The sequence below is a fragment of the Vibrio maritimus genome (assembly GCF_021441885.1).
GTDB classification, from domain to species: Bacteria; Pseudomonadota; Gammaproteobacteria; order Enterobacterales; family Vibrionaceae; genus Vibrio; species Vibrio maritimus_B.
The window spans coordinates 621,338-637,859 of record NZ_CP090438.1; the positions used below are offsets into that span (position 1 = coordinate 621,338).

13 protein-coding genes are annotated in these 16,522 nt (G+C 47.0%); 10 read left to right on the plus strand and 3 right to left on the minus strand.

The genetic code is table 11. The annotated features are described in order from the left end of the window. Window positions 1–211: 211 nt before the first annotated feature. The 10 genes from rimP to LY387_RS02880 all read left to right on the plus strand — a co-directional run bounded on the left by rimP (window position 212) and on the right by LY387_RS02880 (window position 12,279). Window positions 212–667 carry a ribosome maturation factor RimP gene (gene rimP, locus LY387_RS02835; RefSeq protein WP_042473583.1) on the plus strand — a complete coding sequence of 152 codons (456 nt, stop codon included), beginning with the start codon at window positions 212–214 and terminating at the stop codon, window positions 665–667. 33 nt (window positions 668–700) lie between these two features. After that, on the plus strand, window positions 701–2,188 hold the full coding sequence (nusA, locus tag LY387_RS02840; protein ID WP_234495243.1) for a transcription termination factor NusA: 1,488 nt from the start codon (window positions 701–703) through the stop codon (window positions 2,186–2,188). A 22-nt stretch (window positions 2,189–2,210) separates the two neighbouring features. Continuing rightward, entirely contained in the window at window positions 2,211–4,910 is a 2,700-nt protein-coding gene (gene infB / locus LY387_RS02845) for a translation initiation factor IF-2 (RefSeq protein ID WP_234495244.1), read from the plus strand. Window positions 4,911–5,018: 108 nt separating this feature from the next. Further along, window positions 5,019–5,435, plus strand: coding sequence for a 30S ribosome-binding factor RbfA (gene rbfA / locus LY387_RS02850; RefSeq protein WP_234495245.1), 417 nt, complete (start codon window positions 5,019–5,021; stop codon window positions 5,433–5,435). Continuing rightward, window positions 5,435–6,388, plus strand: coding sequence for a tRNA pseudouridine(55) synthase TruB (truB, locus tag LY387_RS02855; RefSeq protein ID WP_234495246.1), 954 nt, complete (start codon window positions 5,435–5,437; stop codon window positions 6,386–6,388). The genes rbfA and truB overlap by 1 nt, the downstream gene beginning before the upstream one ends. 118 nt (window positions 6,389–6,506) lie before the next feature. After that, window positions 6,507–6,776, plus strand: a complete 270-nt coding sequence (gene rpsO / locus LY387_RS02860) for a 30S ribosomal protein S15 (RefSeq protein ID WP_005380094.1) — start codon at window positions 6,507–6,509, stop codon at window positions 6,774–6,776. A 336-nt stretch (window positions 6,777–7,112) separates the two neighbouring features. Continuing rightward, window positions 7,113–9,245 (plus strand): polyribonucleotide nucleotidyltransferase, encoded by a 2,133-nt coding sequence (gene pnp / locus LY387_RS02865; RefSeq protein WP_234495247.1) that lies wholly within the window; start codon window positions 7,113–7,115, stop codon window positions 9,243–9,245. 174 nt (window positions 9,246–9,419) lie between these two features. Further along, window positions 9,420–10,355, plus strand: coding sequence for a lipoprotein NlpI (gene nlpI / locus LY387_RS02870; RefSeq protein ID WP_128648289.1), 936 nt, complete (start codon window positions 9,420–9,422; stop codon window positions 10,353–10,355). 118 nt (window positions 10,356–10,473) lie between these two features. Beyond that, window positions 10,474–10,890, plus strand: coding sequence for a MarR family winged helix-turn-helix transcriptional regulator (locus tag LY387_RS02875; protein ID WP_234495248.1), 417 nt, complete (start codon window positions 10,474–10,476; stop codon window positions 10,888–10,890). Window positions 10,891–10,938: 48 nt separating this feature from the next. Then, window positions 10,939–12,279 (plus strand): MATE family efflux transporter, encoded by a 1,341-nt coding sequence (locus tag LY387_RS02880; protein ID WP_234495249.1) that lies wholly within the window; start codon window positions 10,939–10,941, stop codon window positions 12,277–12,279. A gap of 59 nt (window positions 12,280–12,338) precedes the next feature. Here the strand turns inward: LY387_RS02880 and LY387_RS02885 are convergent, their stop codons facing one another. The 3 genes from LY387_RS02885 to LY387_RS02895 form a co-directional block, all read right to left on the minus strand. Beyond that, a complete protein-coding gene (locus tag LY387_RS02885; RefSeq protein WP_234495250.1) occupies window positions 12,339–13,217 on the minus strand; it encodes a U32 family peptidase in 879 nt (292 codons plus the stop codon). Window positions 13,218–13,229: 12 nt separating this feature from the next. Next, window positions 13,230–14,243 carry a ubiquinone anaerobic biosynthesis protein UbiU gene (gene ubiU / locus LY387_RS02890; RefSeq protein ID WP_234495251.1) on the minus strand — a complete coding sequence of 338 codons (1,014 nt, stop codon included), beginning with the start codon at window positions 14,241–14,243 and terminating at the stop codon, window positions 13,230–13,232. Window positions 14,244–14,392: 149 nt separating this feature from the next. Continuing rightward, on the minus strand, window positions 14,393–16,432 hold the full coding sequence (locus LY387_RS02895) for a putative bifunctional diguanylate cyclase/phosphodiesterase (protein ID WP_234495252.1): 2,040 nt from the start codon (window positions 16,430–16,432) through the stop codon (window positions 14,393–14,395). Window positions 16,433–16,522 lie beyond the last annotated feature (90 nt).

A 16,522-nucleotide genomic window follows, 5' to 3' on the forward strand; every position in this document is an offset into this window, starting at 1 on the left:
CAAGTTTAGCAGTGTGAAAAAATCACTGCACATCGAGGAAACACCAACTATCTTTTTAGGGTGTTATTTTTTCTCGATGATCAGGGTCCAGCAACAAAAAACCCCGACTATCGGGGTTTTTTGTTATTTGCGCTTTTTAAAAGGCTGCAAATACAAGTGCTTGGAATTTAAATTGGGCTATATGCCCTTTTTTTGTTTCTGGAGTGGTTAAATGACTGGTTTAGAAAGACAACTTACAGAATTGCTCGAAGCGCCTGTTGAGGCAATCGGCTACGAGCTTGTTGGTTTAGAGTTCATCCGTGCAGGTGAGCATTCTACCCTTCGAATCTATATCGACCATGAAGATGGTATTACTGTTGATGCTTGCGCAGAAGTAAGTCATCAAGTAAGTGCAGTAATGGATGTCGAAGACCCAATTACGGTGGCTTATAACCTAGAGGTGTCTTCACCAGGCCTAGAAAGACCACTTTTCAAAGCAGCACATTACCAACAATTTATTGGTCACGAGGTCAGCATCGTTCTAAAAATGGCTGTCGGAAACCGTCGCAAATGGAAAGGTGTCATCCAATCTATTGAAGGCGAGACAGTGACCATCCTTGCTGATGGTAACGAAGAAGAAATGGCGCTAAGCAACATTTCAAAAGCTAACCTTATCCCTAAATTTTAGGTCCCTAATAATAAAAGCTTAGAGGCTAGATAAATGAGTAAAGAAATTTTAGCGGTAGTAGAAGCAGTTTCTAACGAGAAAGCTGTTCCTCGTGAGCGTATCTTTGAAGCGCTAGAGATTGCACTGGCGACCTCTACAAAGAAAAAACACGAAATGGAAATTGAAGTTCGTGTTGCTATTGACCGCAAAACTGGCGAATTTGAAACTTTCCGTCGCTGGATGGCAGTAGAAGAAGTTGAATTCCCAACGAAAGAAATTTCTATCGAAGCTGCGCAGTACGACGATGAATCTGTTGAACTAGGCGACTTCGTAGAAGAAGAAATCGAGTCAGTAACGTTTGACCGCATCACGACGCAAACAGCGAAGCAAGTTATCGTACAGAAAGTACGTGAAGCCGAACGCGCGCAAATCGTTGAGCAGTTTATCGACAACGAAGGCGACCTAGTGACTGGTGTGGTTAAGAAAGTTAACCGTGACACTATCATTCTAGACCTTGGTAACAACGCTGAAGCCGTGATCCTACGCGATGACCAGCTTCCACGTGAAAACTTCCGTCCAGGTGACCGTGTACGTGGTCTTCTGTACAAAGTGGCTCCTGAAGCTCGCGGTTTCCAGCTATTCATTACTCGTTCTAAGCCAGAAATGCTTGCTGAGCTGTTCCGTGTAGAAGTGCCAGAGATTGCTGAAGAGCTAATCGAACTGAAAGGCGCAGCGCGTGATCCAGGTTCTCGTGCGAAGATCGCTGTGAAAACAAACGACAAGCGTATCGACCCTGTGGGTGCGTGTGTTGGTATGCGTGGTGCACGTGTACAAGCGGTTTCTGGTGAGCTTGGCGGTGAGCGTATCGATATCGTTCTTTGGGACGATAACCCAGCTCAGTTTGTTATCAACGCAATGGCGCCAGCAGACGTTGCTTCTATCATCGTTGATGAAGATGCGCACGCAATGGACATCGCAGTTGAAGCAGATAACCTAGCGCAAGCTATCGGTCGTAGCGGTCAAAACGTACGTCTAGCATCTCAACTTACAGGTTGGGAACTGAACGTAATGACAGTTGCAGACCTTCAGAAGAAACACCAAGAAGAAGCATCAGCTTCTATCGAAAACTTTATGAAGCACCTAGACATCGAGCAAGACTTCGCGGAAATGCTTGTTGAGGAAGGCTTCTCAACTCTAGAAGAAGTGGCATACGTGCCAGTTAACGAGCTTCTAGAAATCGACGGCTTAAACGAAGAGCTTGTAGAAGAGCTCCGTAGCCGTGCAAAAGATGCCCTAACGACACTTGCTCTTGCTCAGGAAGAGTCATTCGAAGGTGTTGAGCCAGCTGAAGACCTACTAGGACTAGAAGGTCTAGAGCGTGAAATGGCATTTAAACTGGCTGCAAAAGGTGTAGCTACTCTTGAAGACCTTGCAGATCAAGGTGTCGATGAGCTAGAGGGCATTGAAGGGCTAACAGAAGAGCGCGCAGGTGAGCTAATCATGGCTGCACGTAACATCTGTTGGTTCGGCGACGAAGAATAATAATCAGCAAGGAGGTAGTTGCATGACAAAACTTACGGTTAAAGCACTTAGCGAAGAGATTGGTACGCCAGTTGAACGCCTAATTGAACAACTTGCTGATGCTGGTCTGAAGAAATCAGAAAGCGATCAGGTGAACGATGAAGAGAAGCAAACGCTTCTCACTCACCTTAAGAAAGAACATGGTGATACATCTGGTGAGTCAGAGCCTACTCGTCTTACGCTGCAGCGTAAAACTCGTAGCACTCTGTCTGTTTCTGCCGGTGGCGGTAAGAGCAAAGATGTACAAGTAGAAGTGCGCAAGAAGCGCACTTATGTCAAGCGCAGTGCGATCGACGAGCAAGCAAAACGTGAAGCTGAGGAAGCAGCAAATCGTGAGGCGGAAGAGCGTGCCCAACGTGAAGCCGAAGAGCTAGCCAAACGTGAAGCTGCAGAGAAAGCACAGCGTGAAGCAGAAGAGAAAGCTCAGCGCGAAGCCGAAGAAAAACGTCTAGCAGAGGAAAAAGCTAAACGTGAGGCTGAGCAACCTGAAGCAGATGCTGCTAAGCGCGAAGAAGCGGAAAAGGCTAAGAAAGAAATGAACGCAAAGAATGCTGAAGCGAAGAAAGAAGCTGACGAACTAAAACGTCGTCAAGAGGAAGAGGCGCAACGTAAGGCGGAAGCTGAAGCGGCTCGTCTAGCTGAAGAAGCTCGCAAACTAGCGGAAGAAAACGAAGCTCGTTGGACTGCTGAAGAGAAGAAACCAAAAGAAGAGGGTGACTACCACACCACCACTTCTAAATACGCTCGTGAAGCAGAAGATGCTCAAGACCGTAAAGAAGAAAAAGCACCTCGTCGTCGTAAGAAGAAGGCGAGCCCACAAGAAGACAACCGCGGCGGTCGTGGCGGTCGTAACCAACGTGGTAAGAAAGGCAAACTGGCTAAGCCTACGTCTATGCAGCACGGCTTCGATAAGACAGCTCAGGTTGCTAAGCAAGATGTTGTTATCGGCGAAACCGTTGTTGTTTCTGAGCTAGCAAGCAAGATGTCTGTTAAAGCAACAGAAGTTATCAAGGTGATGATGAAGATGGGCGCAATGGCGACTATCAACCAAGTTATCGACCAAGAAACTGCACAGCTTGTTGCTGAAGAAATGGGCCACAAAGTTGTTCTACGCAAAGAGAACGAACTCGAAGAAGCAGTACTGTCTGACCGTGATGAAACATCAGAAGCAGTTTCTCGTGCTCCTGTTGTAACTATCATGGGTCACGTTGACCACGGTAAGACATCGACACTTGACTACATCCGTCGTACTCACGTTGCTTCAGGCGAAGCGGGTGGTATTACCCAGCACATTGGTGCATACCACGTAGAAACTGAAAACGGCATGATTACTTTCCTTGATACTCCTGGACACGCGGCGTTTACCGCAATGCGTGCTCGTGGTGCTCAAGCGACAGATATCGTTGTTCTAGTTGTAGCTGCAGACGATGGTGTAATGCCACAAACAATCGAAGCGATCCAACACGCGAAAGCGGCGGGTGTTCCGCTGATTGTTGCAGTGAACAAGATCGATAAAGAAGACGCGAACCCAGACAACGTTAAGAACGAGCTGGCGCAGTACGACGTTATCCCTGAAGAGTGGGGCGGTGAGAACATGTTCGTTCACATCTCTGCGAAACAAGGTACTAACATCGATGGTCTTCTAGAAGCTATCCTACTTCAATCAGAAGTACTTGAGCTAACAGCAGTTGCTGACGGCATGGCATCTGGTGTGGTTGTTGAATCATTCCTAGATAAAGGCCGTGGTCCAGTTGCAACAGTTCTAGTTCAATCTGGTACGCTACGTAAAGGCGACATCGTACTTTGTGGTCAAGAATACGGCCGTGTACGTGCGATGCGTGACGAGCTAGGTAAAGAAGTGACTGAAGCTGGTCCATCTATCCCAGTTGAGATCCTTGGCCTATCTGGTGTTCCATCATCAGGTGACGAAGCAACAGTTGTACGTGATGAGCGTAAAGCACGTGAAGTAGCGAACTACCGTCAAGGTAAATTCCGTGAAGTTAAGCTAGCACGTCAGCAAAAAGCGAAACTAGAGAACATGTTCTCTAACATGGCTGCTGGTGATGTTGCTGAACTAAACGTAGTACTAAAAGCGGACGTACAGGGTTCTGTAGAAGCAATCTCTGACTCTCTACTGAAACTGTCTACTGATGAAGTTAAAGTGAACATTGTTGGTTCTGGTGTTGGTGGTATTACAGAAACTGATGCAGTACTAGCAGCAGCTTCTAACGCTATCATCCTAGGTTTTAACGTACGTGCTGATGCATCTGCTCGCCGTGCTGTTGAAACTGAAAACCTAGACCTACGTTACTACTCAATCATCTACCAGTTGATTGACGAAGTGAAACAAGCAATGGGCGGTATGCTTGCTCCTGAATTCAAGCAAGAAATCATCGGCCTTGCAGAAGTACGTGACGTATTTAAGTCTCCAAAACTTGGTGCAATCGCGGGTTGTATGGTGACAGAAGGTACTATCAAGCGTAACAACCCTATCCGCGTACTGCGTGATAACGTTGTAATCTACGAAGGTGAGCTAGAATCTCTACGCCGCTTCAAAGATGACGTTCAAGAAGTTAAGAACGGTTACGAGTGTGGTATCGGCGTTAAGAACTACAACGATGTTCGCGTTGGCGACCAAATCGAAGTATTCGAAATCGTTGAAATCAAACGTACTCTAGACTAATTGACAAAATCGCTACTCGGTTTTTAACTTGAGTATTGATGGTTGTTGAATACGCCATGGGGGGCTGGTATTTACCATCCCCCCATTCTTTCTATAGTGAGAAAAGAAATGTCAAAAGAATTTAGCCGCACACAACGTGTTGCGCAGCAACTACAAAAAGAGCTTGCTCTTATCCTTCAACGCGAAGTTCGCGATTCTCGCCTAGGTATGGTGACGATTTCAGACGTAGAAGTATCTCGTGACTTAGCATACGCAAAAGTATTCGTCACTTTCCTATGTGTGGGCGAGCAAACGCCTGAATCTAGCCTAGCAGCACTTCGTGAGCACGAAGCTCATATTCGTATGATGCTAGGTAAGCGCATTCGCCTACGTCTAACGCCAGAAGTACGTTTCCACTACGACAACACGCTTGTCGAGGGTATGCGTATGTCTAACCTAGTGAGCGAAGTGGTTAGCGAAGACAAGCGTAAGCAAGATGAAGCTGGTCGTAGCGAAGAAAACGGCGCTGAGGGAGAAGAGCAGTAATGGCTAGACGTCGCAAGGGACGTCCAGTCAACGGCGTTATCCTTCTAGATAAACCTACCGGTATCTCATCGAATGATGCTCTGCAAAAAGTAAAGCGTATCTACTTTGCTGAAAAAGCGGGGCACACGGGTGCTCTTGACCCACTAGCAACTGGCATGCTGCCAATTTGCTTGGGCGAAGCCACCAAGTTTTCGCAATTCCTATTAGATTCAGACAAGCGCTACCGCGTGATCGCTAAACTTGGTGAGCGCACCAATACCTCTGACTCTGATGGCGAAGTGGTGGAAACTCGCGATATCAACGTAACTCCAGAGCTTCTTGATGAATGCATCGATAAGTTCCGTGGTGAGTCTGATCAGGTGCCCTCAATGTTCTCGGCTTTGAAATATCAAGGTAAGCCGCTTTATGAGTACGCTCGCCAAGGTATCGAAGTGCCGCGCGAAGCACGCAAGATCACCGTGTATGAAATCGTCCTACATCGCTTTGAAGGTGATGAAGTAGAGATGGAAGTACACTGCTCAAAAGGCACGTACATCCGTACTATCGTCGATGATCTCGGTGAAATGCTAGGCTGTGGTGCGCACGTGACTATGCTGCGTCGTACGGCGGTTGCTAAGTACCCTTATGAGAACATGGTGACCCTAGAGCAGCTTAACGAGCTATTCGAGCAGGCAAAGCGTGAAGAGCTTCAGCCGCGAGAGTTGCTTGACCCACTGCTAATGCCAATGGACAGTGCAGTACAAGATCTTCAAGAAGTGAATGTATCACCTGAGCTTGGTGATTTGCTTCAGCATGGTCAGCCAGTGCAGGTTTCAGGCTTACCAATCGATGCGCCAGTACGCATGACCATGGGTGAAGAGCGTTTATTCATCGGCGTTGGCGCGATGAATGATGATGCGAAGCTTGCACCCAAGCGACTCGTTGTTTTCCGTGAGGAAGAAAGTGCTCAATAGAGCAACGAATACTCCTTGCTCTAGCTAGAATTATTCCCTATAATTCGCGCTTCGCGTAGCGGCTGAATCAGAGATTGGCTGCTACAACTTTTAAACTTACTCTTATTAGGAGAGAATTATGTCTCTGAATGCAGAAACTAAAGCAGCAATCGTTGCAGAATACGCACAAGGCGAAGGCGACACTGGTTCACCAGAAGTTCAAGTAGCTCTACTTACAGCTTCTATCAACCACCTACAAGGTCACTTCAAAGCACACAAAGGCGATCACCACAGCCGTCGTGGTCTTCTACGTATGGTTTCTCGTCGTCGTAAGCTTCTAGATTACCTAAAAGGTAAAAACCTAGCTCGCTACCAAGACCTAATCAAACGTCTAGGCCTACGTCGCTAATCAGCGTCTGCATAGAAAGTTTGTTAAAAGGGGCTATATGCCCCTTTTTTGTTAGCTAAATTCTTTAGTTAATGGCAAAACTTCCACTAAGTAGTTTATACTACGTCCCGTCTAAACAGAGTTGTCTAAAGCATATCCGTTTAGCCACAATCTGCTCAGTACATTACAGTCCATTTTGTCGACCGCAGGGTCGCGACTATTCCAAGCACATTTGCTCGCTTTTAGCGGCATAGAACTAGCTGCTTAGAGTTAAGTTTGTTTGAACTAGTCGCGATTTGTAATGCATTGAGCGCACAATCAAATGGTCTGGACTCGCTCCAGAAAAAAGGAAATACAATGTTCGAAAAACCAGTTGTTAAGTCGTTCCAATACGGCAACCACACTGTGACGCTAGAAACAGGCGTTATCGCACGTCAAGCTACTGCAGCTGTAATGGTAACAATGGACGATACAGCAGTATTCGTATCTGTTGTTGGTAAAAAAGAAGCGGTTGAAGGTCAAGACTTCTTCCCTCTTACAGTTAATTACCAAGAGCGTACTTACGCGGCAGGTAAAATTCCAGGTGGCTTCTTCAAGCGTGAAGGTCGTCCATCTGAAGGTGAGACACTGACAGCTCGTCTAATCGACCGTCCAATCCGTCCACTATTCCCAGATGCATTCAAAAACGAAGTTCAGGTTATTGCAACGGTTGTTTCTGTTAACCCGAACGTACAGCCAGACATCCCAACAATGATTGGTACGTCTGCAGCACTTGCTATCTCTGGTATCCCGTTCAACGGTCCTATCGGTGCAGCACGCGTTGGTCACATCGACGGTCAGCTTGTTCTTAACCCAAGCAACACTGAGCTAGAAACATCTAAGCTTGATCTTGTTGTTGCGGGTACTGAATCTGCAGTACTAATGGTTGAATCAGAAGCTGATAACCTAACTGAAGAAGAAATGCTATCTGCAGTTGTGTTCGGTCACGACCAACAGCAAACTGTCATCACTGCAATCAACGAGTTTGCAGCTGAAGTTGCTACTCCTGCTTGGGATTGGGTTGCTCCAGAAGAGAACACGGCTCTTAACGAGCGTATCGCAGAGCTAGCTGAAGCTAAGCTAGTTGAAGCGTACCAAATCACTGAAAAGATGGCTCGTTACGATCGAATTCACGCGATTGCCGCAGAAGTGAACGATGTTCTTCTTGCTGAAGATCCAGAAGCGAACACGAAAGAAATCCACACTATCTTCCACGATCTAGAGAAGACAGTTGTACGTCGCAGCATCATCGCGGGTAATCCACGTATCGATGGTCGTGAAAAAGACATGGTTCGTGCACTGGATGTACGCACTGGCGTTCTTCCACGTACTCACGGTTCTTCACTGTTCACTCGTGGTGAGACTCAGGCGCTAGTAACTGCGACTCTTGGTACGCAGCGTGATGCTCAAATCATCGATGAGCTAACTGGTGAGCGTAAAGATCACTTCCTACTACACTACAACTTCCCTCCATACTGTGTTGGCGAAACGGGTTTTGTAGGTTCTCCTAAGCGTCGTGAAATCGGTCACGGTAAACTGGCTAAGCGCGGTATCGCAGCAGTAATGCCTTCTGTTGAAGAATTCCCATACACAGTACGTGTTGTATCGGAAATCACTGAATCTAACGGTTCATCTTCAATGGCTTCTGTATGTGGTACGTCTCTAGCACTTATGGATGCTGGTGTACCAATCAAGTCTTCTGTTGCGGGTATCGCAATGGGTCTTGTTAAAGAAGGCGACGACTTCGTAGTTCTTTCTGACATCCTTGGTGACGAAGACCACCTAGGTGACATGGACTTTAAAGTAGCAGGTACTAACACTGGTATCACTGCACTTCAAATGGACATCAAGATCGAAGGTATCACTAAAGAGATCATGCAAATTGCTCTTAACCAAGCGCAAGGTGCACGTAAGCACATCCTTTCTGTAATGGATGAAGCTATCTCTGGTGCTCGTGAAGAGATCTCTGAGTTCGCTCCACGTATCCACACAATGAAGATCAGCGCAGACAAGATCAAAGACGTTATCGGTAAAGGTGGCGCGGTTATCCGTCAGCTAACTGAAGAAACTGGTACGACTATCGAGATCGAAGACGACGGTACTATCAAGATCGCGGCGACTGACGGTGACCAAGCGAAAGATGCGATCGCTCGTATCGAGGCTATCACAGCAGAAGTTGAAGTGGGTAAGATCTACACGGGTAAAGTTGCTCGTCTAGCAGACTTCGGCGCATTCGTAACGGTTCTTCCAGGTAAAGATGGTCTAGTACACATCTCTCAAATCGCTCAAGAGCGTGTTGAGAAAGTGACTGACTACCTGAAAGAAGGCCAAGAAGTTCAAGTTAAAGTACTTGAAATCGACCGCCAAGGCCGTGTACGTCTAAGCATGAAAGAAGCGGTAGAACAGCCAGCAGAAGCTGCGAATGAAAAAGCGGCACCTGACGCAGAATAATTCGCATTTCTAGACCATTGCGTCTAAAAGCATGCTATAAAGAGGGGGCAATCGCCCCCTTTTTTAGTGCGCGAAGGAAATTACCTGCTATACCATTAAAGCAGCACGGCAAAAAAATTTAATAAAAGCCGTCAGTTACGCTTAGCGATAGTAGGCATTAAGGAGAAGAATATAGTGAAGTGGTTTCGAATCTTAGGATTGAGTTTAGTGGCCGTCGTGACGGGTTGTGCATCCAACTCATCAACGCAAGATCAGCAGTGGTTAAATCCACCAATGGCAGTGCCTTTGCAAGCCAATGTTCAATATGAAGTACAGGTTGCAAGACTGACTCAGCTACTTCAACGCAGCGATCTTGATAATGACGTGCGTGCTAAAATGCACTTTGAGCGTGGTTCTTATTTCAATAGTCTAGGTATGCGTGATTTGGCGCAGCTTGATTTTAACCAATCGCTTCAGCTTAATCCTGCTCAGCCAGTGGTGTTCAACCAAGTTGGCCAATACTTCACGCAGATTGGTGATTTTGATTCAGCCTATGAAGCATTTGATTCAAGTTTAGAGCTGGATCCTGCCAACTCTTACGCGCTTCGTAACCGTTCTATCGCACTTTACTACGGGGACCGTATCCCTCTCGCTATCGAAGGCATGACGCGTTATTACCAAGAAGAGCCATCAGATCCATACCGCGCGTTATGGCTTTACATCATCTCTCGTGAAGCGAGTCCATCAGAAGCTGCGATTAACCTCAATAAGCAATATCTATCTCGCAATAAAGATTGGGGCTGGATCTTGGTCGCGCTGATGTTAGATCAAGTATCAGAAGAGCAGGCCTTCCAAGCGATTCTGGCAAGCAGCCGAGACAACAATGTATTGGCAGAGCGTTTGACAGAAGTGTACTTCTACCTTGCGAAGCGTCATCAAATCGACGGTGATTTCCCAACCGCCGTATCGTTATATAAGTTGGCAATCGCCCAAAACGTCTATGATTTTGCAGAGCATAAGTACGCATTCCTAGAGCTGACAAAAATCTTTGAAATCGTTAGAGCTCAACAAGCAGAAGAAGCGAAGAAACAGCAAGAAGAGCAAGCGAACGCAGAGCCTAGCGACGCCTAATTCTCTGAGACACGTTGAATTCGAAAACACCAGCCATTGGCTGGTGTTTTTTTATGCGTTGAAGTTTATTTCTAATCGCCCTAAAATAGTTAGCCATGCTAATTAATAAGTAATGTGAATGTCTATAGAAGTCAATTTAGAGAAAATGGAGCGACTGACTGCTAAGGTCTGGCGCAGTTACTGTAAGGAAGATCCACTCTCGCATCTTAGTTTTAATGAGTATGACTATTTGAAGACGGTACAGGCTTCATTAGAACCAATACGCCTTACCGACCTCGCCAAGGAGTTAGAGGTGTCTAAACCTTCAGCAACCAACATGGTTAAGCGGTTGGAAAAGAAAGGGTTGGTGGAGCGCCTACCATGCCCAGATGATGCTCGCGCGAAAAGGGTGATACTGACTGAGAAAGCTCGCATTCCTTTGGCATCAGAAACGGAGATTTACGGCGCCGTTGCTGAAAAACTAAAAGTAAACCTCTCACAGAGTGAGTTTGCGTCGCTCAACCAGCTACTGACAAAGGCTCTGAGGCCTGAATAGGGTTCTGGATGAGCCATCTGATAACAATAAAATCGTAGTAAAGTCGTTATGGAACAAAAATCAATCTATCAACAGTTTTGGCGCTATGCGATCCCAACCATTGCCGCCATGCTCGTCAACGGCTTGTATCAAGTCGTGGATGGGATATTCATTGGCCAGTATATGGGTGGGGAAGGCCTCGCGGGTATCAATGTCGCTTGGCCTGTTATCAGTGTCATCCTTGGACTTGGGATGATGGTCGGCGTGGGTACAGGCGCTTTGGCCTCAATCAAACAGGGTGAGAATGACCTTGCGGGTGCTAAACAGGCATTGGCAACCGGTATGATGGCCTTGTTCGCGCTAAGCCCTATTGTCGCGATTGCTTTGTGGCAATTTGCAGATGATATGATATTGCTTCAGGGCGCGCAGGGGCGCATGTATGAACTGGCGATGCAGTATCTCGATATACTCATTGTCGGTGGCGTATTTGCGCTTGGCTCCATCGCTGTCCCGTTTCTGCTGCGTAATGACGATAGCCCTAATATGGCGACTTTGCTCATGGTGCTGGGTGCGGTGATCAACATCGCCCTAGACTATTGGTTTATTGCTTTATTGGGGTGGGAGCTTACAGGGGCTGCACTGGCAACGGCCATCGCCCAAGCTGTCGTCACTGTGCTAGGTATTGGTTACTTCTTTACCTCGAGAGCCAAAATGCGCTTAACACTGAAGGACTTTAAGTTTCAGTTCCATTTGCTGCCTAAGATCTTTTCGATCGGCTTGGCGAGCTTCTTTATGTACGCTTATGGCTCATTTATGGTGGCGATACATAATGCACTCTTTGCAGAGTATGGCTCGGTGACCTTAGTCGGGGCTTATGCGATACTTGGTTATATCGTCGCATTCTACTATTTGATTGCCGAAGGCATTGCCAATGCGATGCAACCGCTGCTGAGCTACAACTACGGTGCGCGCCGTGAAGATAATATGCGTAAGCTGTTTAATGTCGCTATGTTAAGTTCAGTTGTAGGTGGCGCTGCATTTATCGGACTGTTAAATCTGTTCCCGTATCAGGCGGTATCGGTATTTAACTCATCAGAACCGCAGCTTATTGAACATACGGTGATGGGGATACGATTACATCTTTTCTCGATGTTCTTAGATGGATTTCTAGTCGTTGCCGCCGCTTACTATCAAGCGATAAGCTACAGCAGAAAGGCGCTATTTGTTACCTTAGGGAACATGCTGATTCAATTGCCATTTCTTTATGTGATGCCAAAACTCTGGGGAGTCACTGGTGTTTGGATTGCTTACCCGTTGTCAAACGTCGCGCTGAGCCTGGTGGTTGGCGTGATTATCTGGCGTGATATACGTAAGCTGCAAACCAATGGTTATACCGCAGCGACGGCTTAATCTAATGAAACTAAAGGGCCTCGCGAATAGCGAGGCCCTTTGTATTGGATTTGCTTTGACTAGATCTGTTTAATATCGAGACCAGCAATCTGATGCCAGTAACCGTTGCACTGACGGTCGAGTGAGGCGACTGGGTTACTGCCGTCTTCATTGGCTCTGAAGCGGTCAACCTCAGCAAAGGTATCCAGTCCAAGTGGGCTCAAACGCACAACATCGACCAGGCCTTCCATCGACTTAAGATCGTTGATTAGGTTGTACTGATATCCAGATTGCGTTTGGATACCGTTGAGGTTGAACACCGACTGGCCCTCTTGGCTCTCTACTTGGAGGCCTGTCGGGTATTTAATACAGCAGGTTTCGCAGTCATCTTTCGCACGGTTTTCCGCACGTGCAGTGAAGCAGCGCGCAGAATAGGCGAGCGGTAAATAACCGTGGCTAAATACTTCCACCTCGAACTGACCACGAATGCCCAAGTCGTCTGCTTGGTTCATGGCGTTTTCTAGCCATTCGCGTGACAGTTCCACTGGCATACACCAACGAATCATGCCTTGCTTAGCAAACAACTGTAGCGTGCGAGCGTTGTAGGTGTTCACCGCTGGCCCGACGACAAATGGTACCTTACTTTCACTGGCAAGTTGGATAGCGGATACGTCATTGGCTTCAATCGCAAAGTCACCGTTATCGATGTACTTCTTCATGATATTCACTTCACTCGGCGCTTCGAGTAGTGCCATAGTGGATAGCACCACTTGCTTACCAGATGCGCTGAGCTCTTTAGCAATATCAAACCAATGAGTAGGTTTCATTTCACGGCGCTTAGAACACACGCTCTCGCCTAGATAGATAATATCGGCAGAGCTTGATTTTGCTTGTTCGTAGAAGCTCTCTACATCTTGCTTTGGCCAAAAGTACAACAGTGGCCCTAATGCATACTTCATGTATTTTGCTCCTTATTGCCACTTACGGTGGTAAGCACCGAGTGTCGTTTGTGTGCCTTCAGAAACGTTGGCTAGAGCACTATCCCAGCTTGGTTTTACTTGGTATTGCTCTGGGTTGCGTTGGTACATATCAATGGCTTCTCGCCAGGTGCGAGTCACCTGCTCGACGTAGGCAGGACTGCGTTGGCGACCTTCAATTTTCACTGATGCTACATTTGCAGCAAACAGCTCAGGCAACATAGATAGGGTATTTAGGCTAGTTGGCTCCTCAAGGGCGTGGTAGCGCTTGCGTTCACCGTCAACTTCCGCTTCAAAACGCCCCTTACAAAGCGTAGGGTAGCCAGCGTTTTCACCTTGTGCATAGCGGTCGATTAGAATGTCATTTAGACGTGACTCTAACCCGCTTTCCGTCTCTTGCCAGCGCACATATTTCGCCGGAGAACAAGCGCCCACCGTGTTCGGAGATTCGCCTGTCAAATAAGAGGAAAGATAGCAACGTCCTTCAGACATGATGCACAGGCTGCCGAACGCAAACACTTCAAGTTCAACATCTGACGTCATGTTTCGAGATAGCTGTTTGACCTGATGAATCGACAGCACGCGAGGTAGAACCACGCGCTTCACATTGAAGTTCTTGTGGTAGAAATCGATGGCCGCTACGTTGGTCGCAGAGGCTTGTACTGAGAGATGCAATTCAAGATCTGGGTACTTGTTTGCAGCATAATCCAGTACGGCGATATCGGCCACGATCAATGCATCGACACCAAGGTCTACCGCCTGATCAACGGCATTCGTCCAGCGCTCAAAGCCATTTGGGTGAGCAAAGGTATTTAGGGCGATATGCAGCTTTTTATTGTGGTCATGAACATACTGCGCGGCACGTTCAAGCTTTTTACCCGTGAAGTTCAACCCCGCAAAATGGCGGGCATTGGTATCGTCTTTAAAGCCGATATAAACGGCATCGGCACCGCAATCAATTGCAGTTTTTAGCGCAGGTAAGTTGCCTGCTGGGCATAAGAGTTCCATATGCTCATTACCATAAATCTGTCAGTAGAGCGCATTTTATGAAGATTTGATAAAGGTCAATTTGATATAAGGCAGGTTTCGCTTAATAAGCAACGAATTAACACCAAAGAGGTAAGCTAATTTGGGGGATAAACGCTCAGTCTCTTTGGTTAGTTTCTGTGTCGGCGGTTTTGAGCAAATAGCGCTTCGACTTCATGCTTTGGTTGTGGGCGATGGAAGTGGAAACCTTGAATCGAATTGCAGTTTAAGTTGGATAGTAGTGTCGCTTGATGGCGTGTCTCGACCCCTTCGGCAACAACAGACAGATTCAGTGATTTACCTAGGTTGATGATGTTCTCGATCACCGTGAGCTGTTTTGGCAGCGTATCGATATCCATGATAAACGCTCGGTCTATCTTAAGTTCATCGATAGGGAAGTGCGCAAGGTAAGAGAGCGAAGAGTACCCGGTACCAAAGTCATCAATAGAGAGCGCAAAGCCAAGCTTCTTGATTGAGTTGAGCATCTGCAAGGTGTGTTCACTGTTACTCATTACCGCACTTTCGGTCAGCTCAAAGGTGATACAGCTAGGATCGAGTCCGGTGCTGCGCAGTAAGCGCTCCATGTAGTCAATAAGCTTAGGGTTGCCAAATTGCTCAGGCGATAGGTTGATCGCGACGCGGCCTGGCAAGATGCCTTGAAGTTTCCAGCGTTTCACAGTGGTGAAGACATCACGCATAACCACTCGGCCTAAACTCTCGATTAGGCCCGCTTGCTCGGCGACAGGGATGAAAGATGCTGGACTAATGTAACCTTCGACAGGGTGCTTCCAACGCACCAACGCTTCAGCACCATTAATGCTGAAGTCACGCGCGTTCACCTTAGGCTGATACCATACCTCAAGACCATTTTGTTGCAGTGCTTTTTGGAGCTCGATCTCAAGCCACAAGCGCATGCGTGCTTCTTTGTTCATTTGGTCGTTGAACTTCACCAAACGGTTACGACCACGCGCCTTTGCTTCGTACATTGCGGTATCGGCGTTTTGCAGAAGGATGCGAGCATCATTGCCATCGTTTGGTGATTGGACGCTACCAATCGAGCAAGCGAGTCGTTTGCTGAAATGGTGTAGGTCGAAGGGTTGGTTAATTAGGCTAATGATTTTCTCTGCTAGCTCATCAGCGGCAATGTTGCTATCAGGCTCTGGCAGAATGATGCCAAACTCATCGCCACCAAGGTGAGCGAGAACCGCATGCTGAGGCAAGTAGCGTTTGAGGCGTGCTGAGACCTCTTGAATCACTCGGTCGCCGATATGGTGACCCAATGAGTCATTAATATTCTTAAAATTGTCGATATCAAGGTAAAGCATCACAAACGGGGTGCTTTCCTCAATAAAATGCTCCAAACAGCGTGTAAACCCGAGGCGGTTATACAGCTTGGTGAGCGCGTCGATATTCGCGTCTTCATGACTGTTTTTTGCAACAGGACTCGGTTTCTCATCAAGGTCTTGTACTAATATTAGGTGCGCATTGGCACCAAATAGATTGGCACTATCGACATGCAATGAGAGTCTGCGTTGAATGCCGCAATAGTCACTGGTTGAGAAGGTAAGTGGTGTCTTTGCGTCGACCTGACTCAGGTCAAGTTGCACTCGTTGATTGTCGTTTTCGTTGCGCAGGAGTCGTGTTAGTGACTCTCCGAGTAAGTCGCTTTGACTTGAGTAGCCAAATAGGCGTGCTGAAGCTGGGTTTGCCGACAAAATGCAGCCATCTTCAACCAGTAGCAACCCATCGGGAATTAACTCAGCAAGCTTTAAAAATTTGCTTTCGGATTCCTCTAGGGAGCGAGTGATGATCTGCTTTTCTGACGTATCGATGGCATGGAAGACGATGTATTCGATTACGCCATTGAGTTCAATAGGAGAGACGCTAAAGTGAAGGCTAGACTCGATATCTGATTCATCGAGTGTGACTTCGGCTTCAATGGATTCACCAAGAAAGGCACGCTCGTAGTATGGTTTGAGGTGATTGTAGAAACGGGCGCCTAAAACCTCGTGGTCATTCATGCCAACCAGGTCACTGTGGGTAAGTCCCGCGACATCGCAATAGCGATCATTGACCATCCAGTAACGGTGCTCGTCATCCAAAATAGCAAAAAAGAAAGGGCTATTGGATGTTAACTTAGCAAAGTATTCCTTTAACAATTTGGATGACATCAATGTACTACCAGTTTTCTGAAGCGCTTATATATCAGTAACCCACACACTATAACTGTGATTTATCCGTTAGAAAAGGGTTAAGACAAA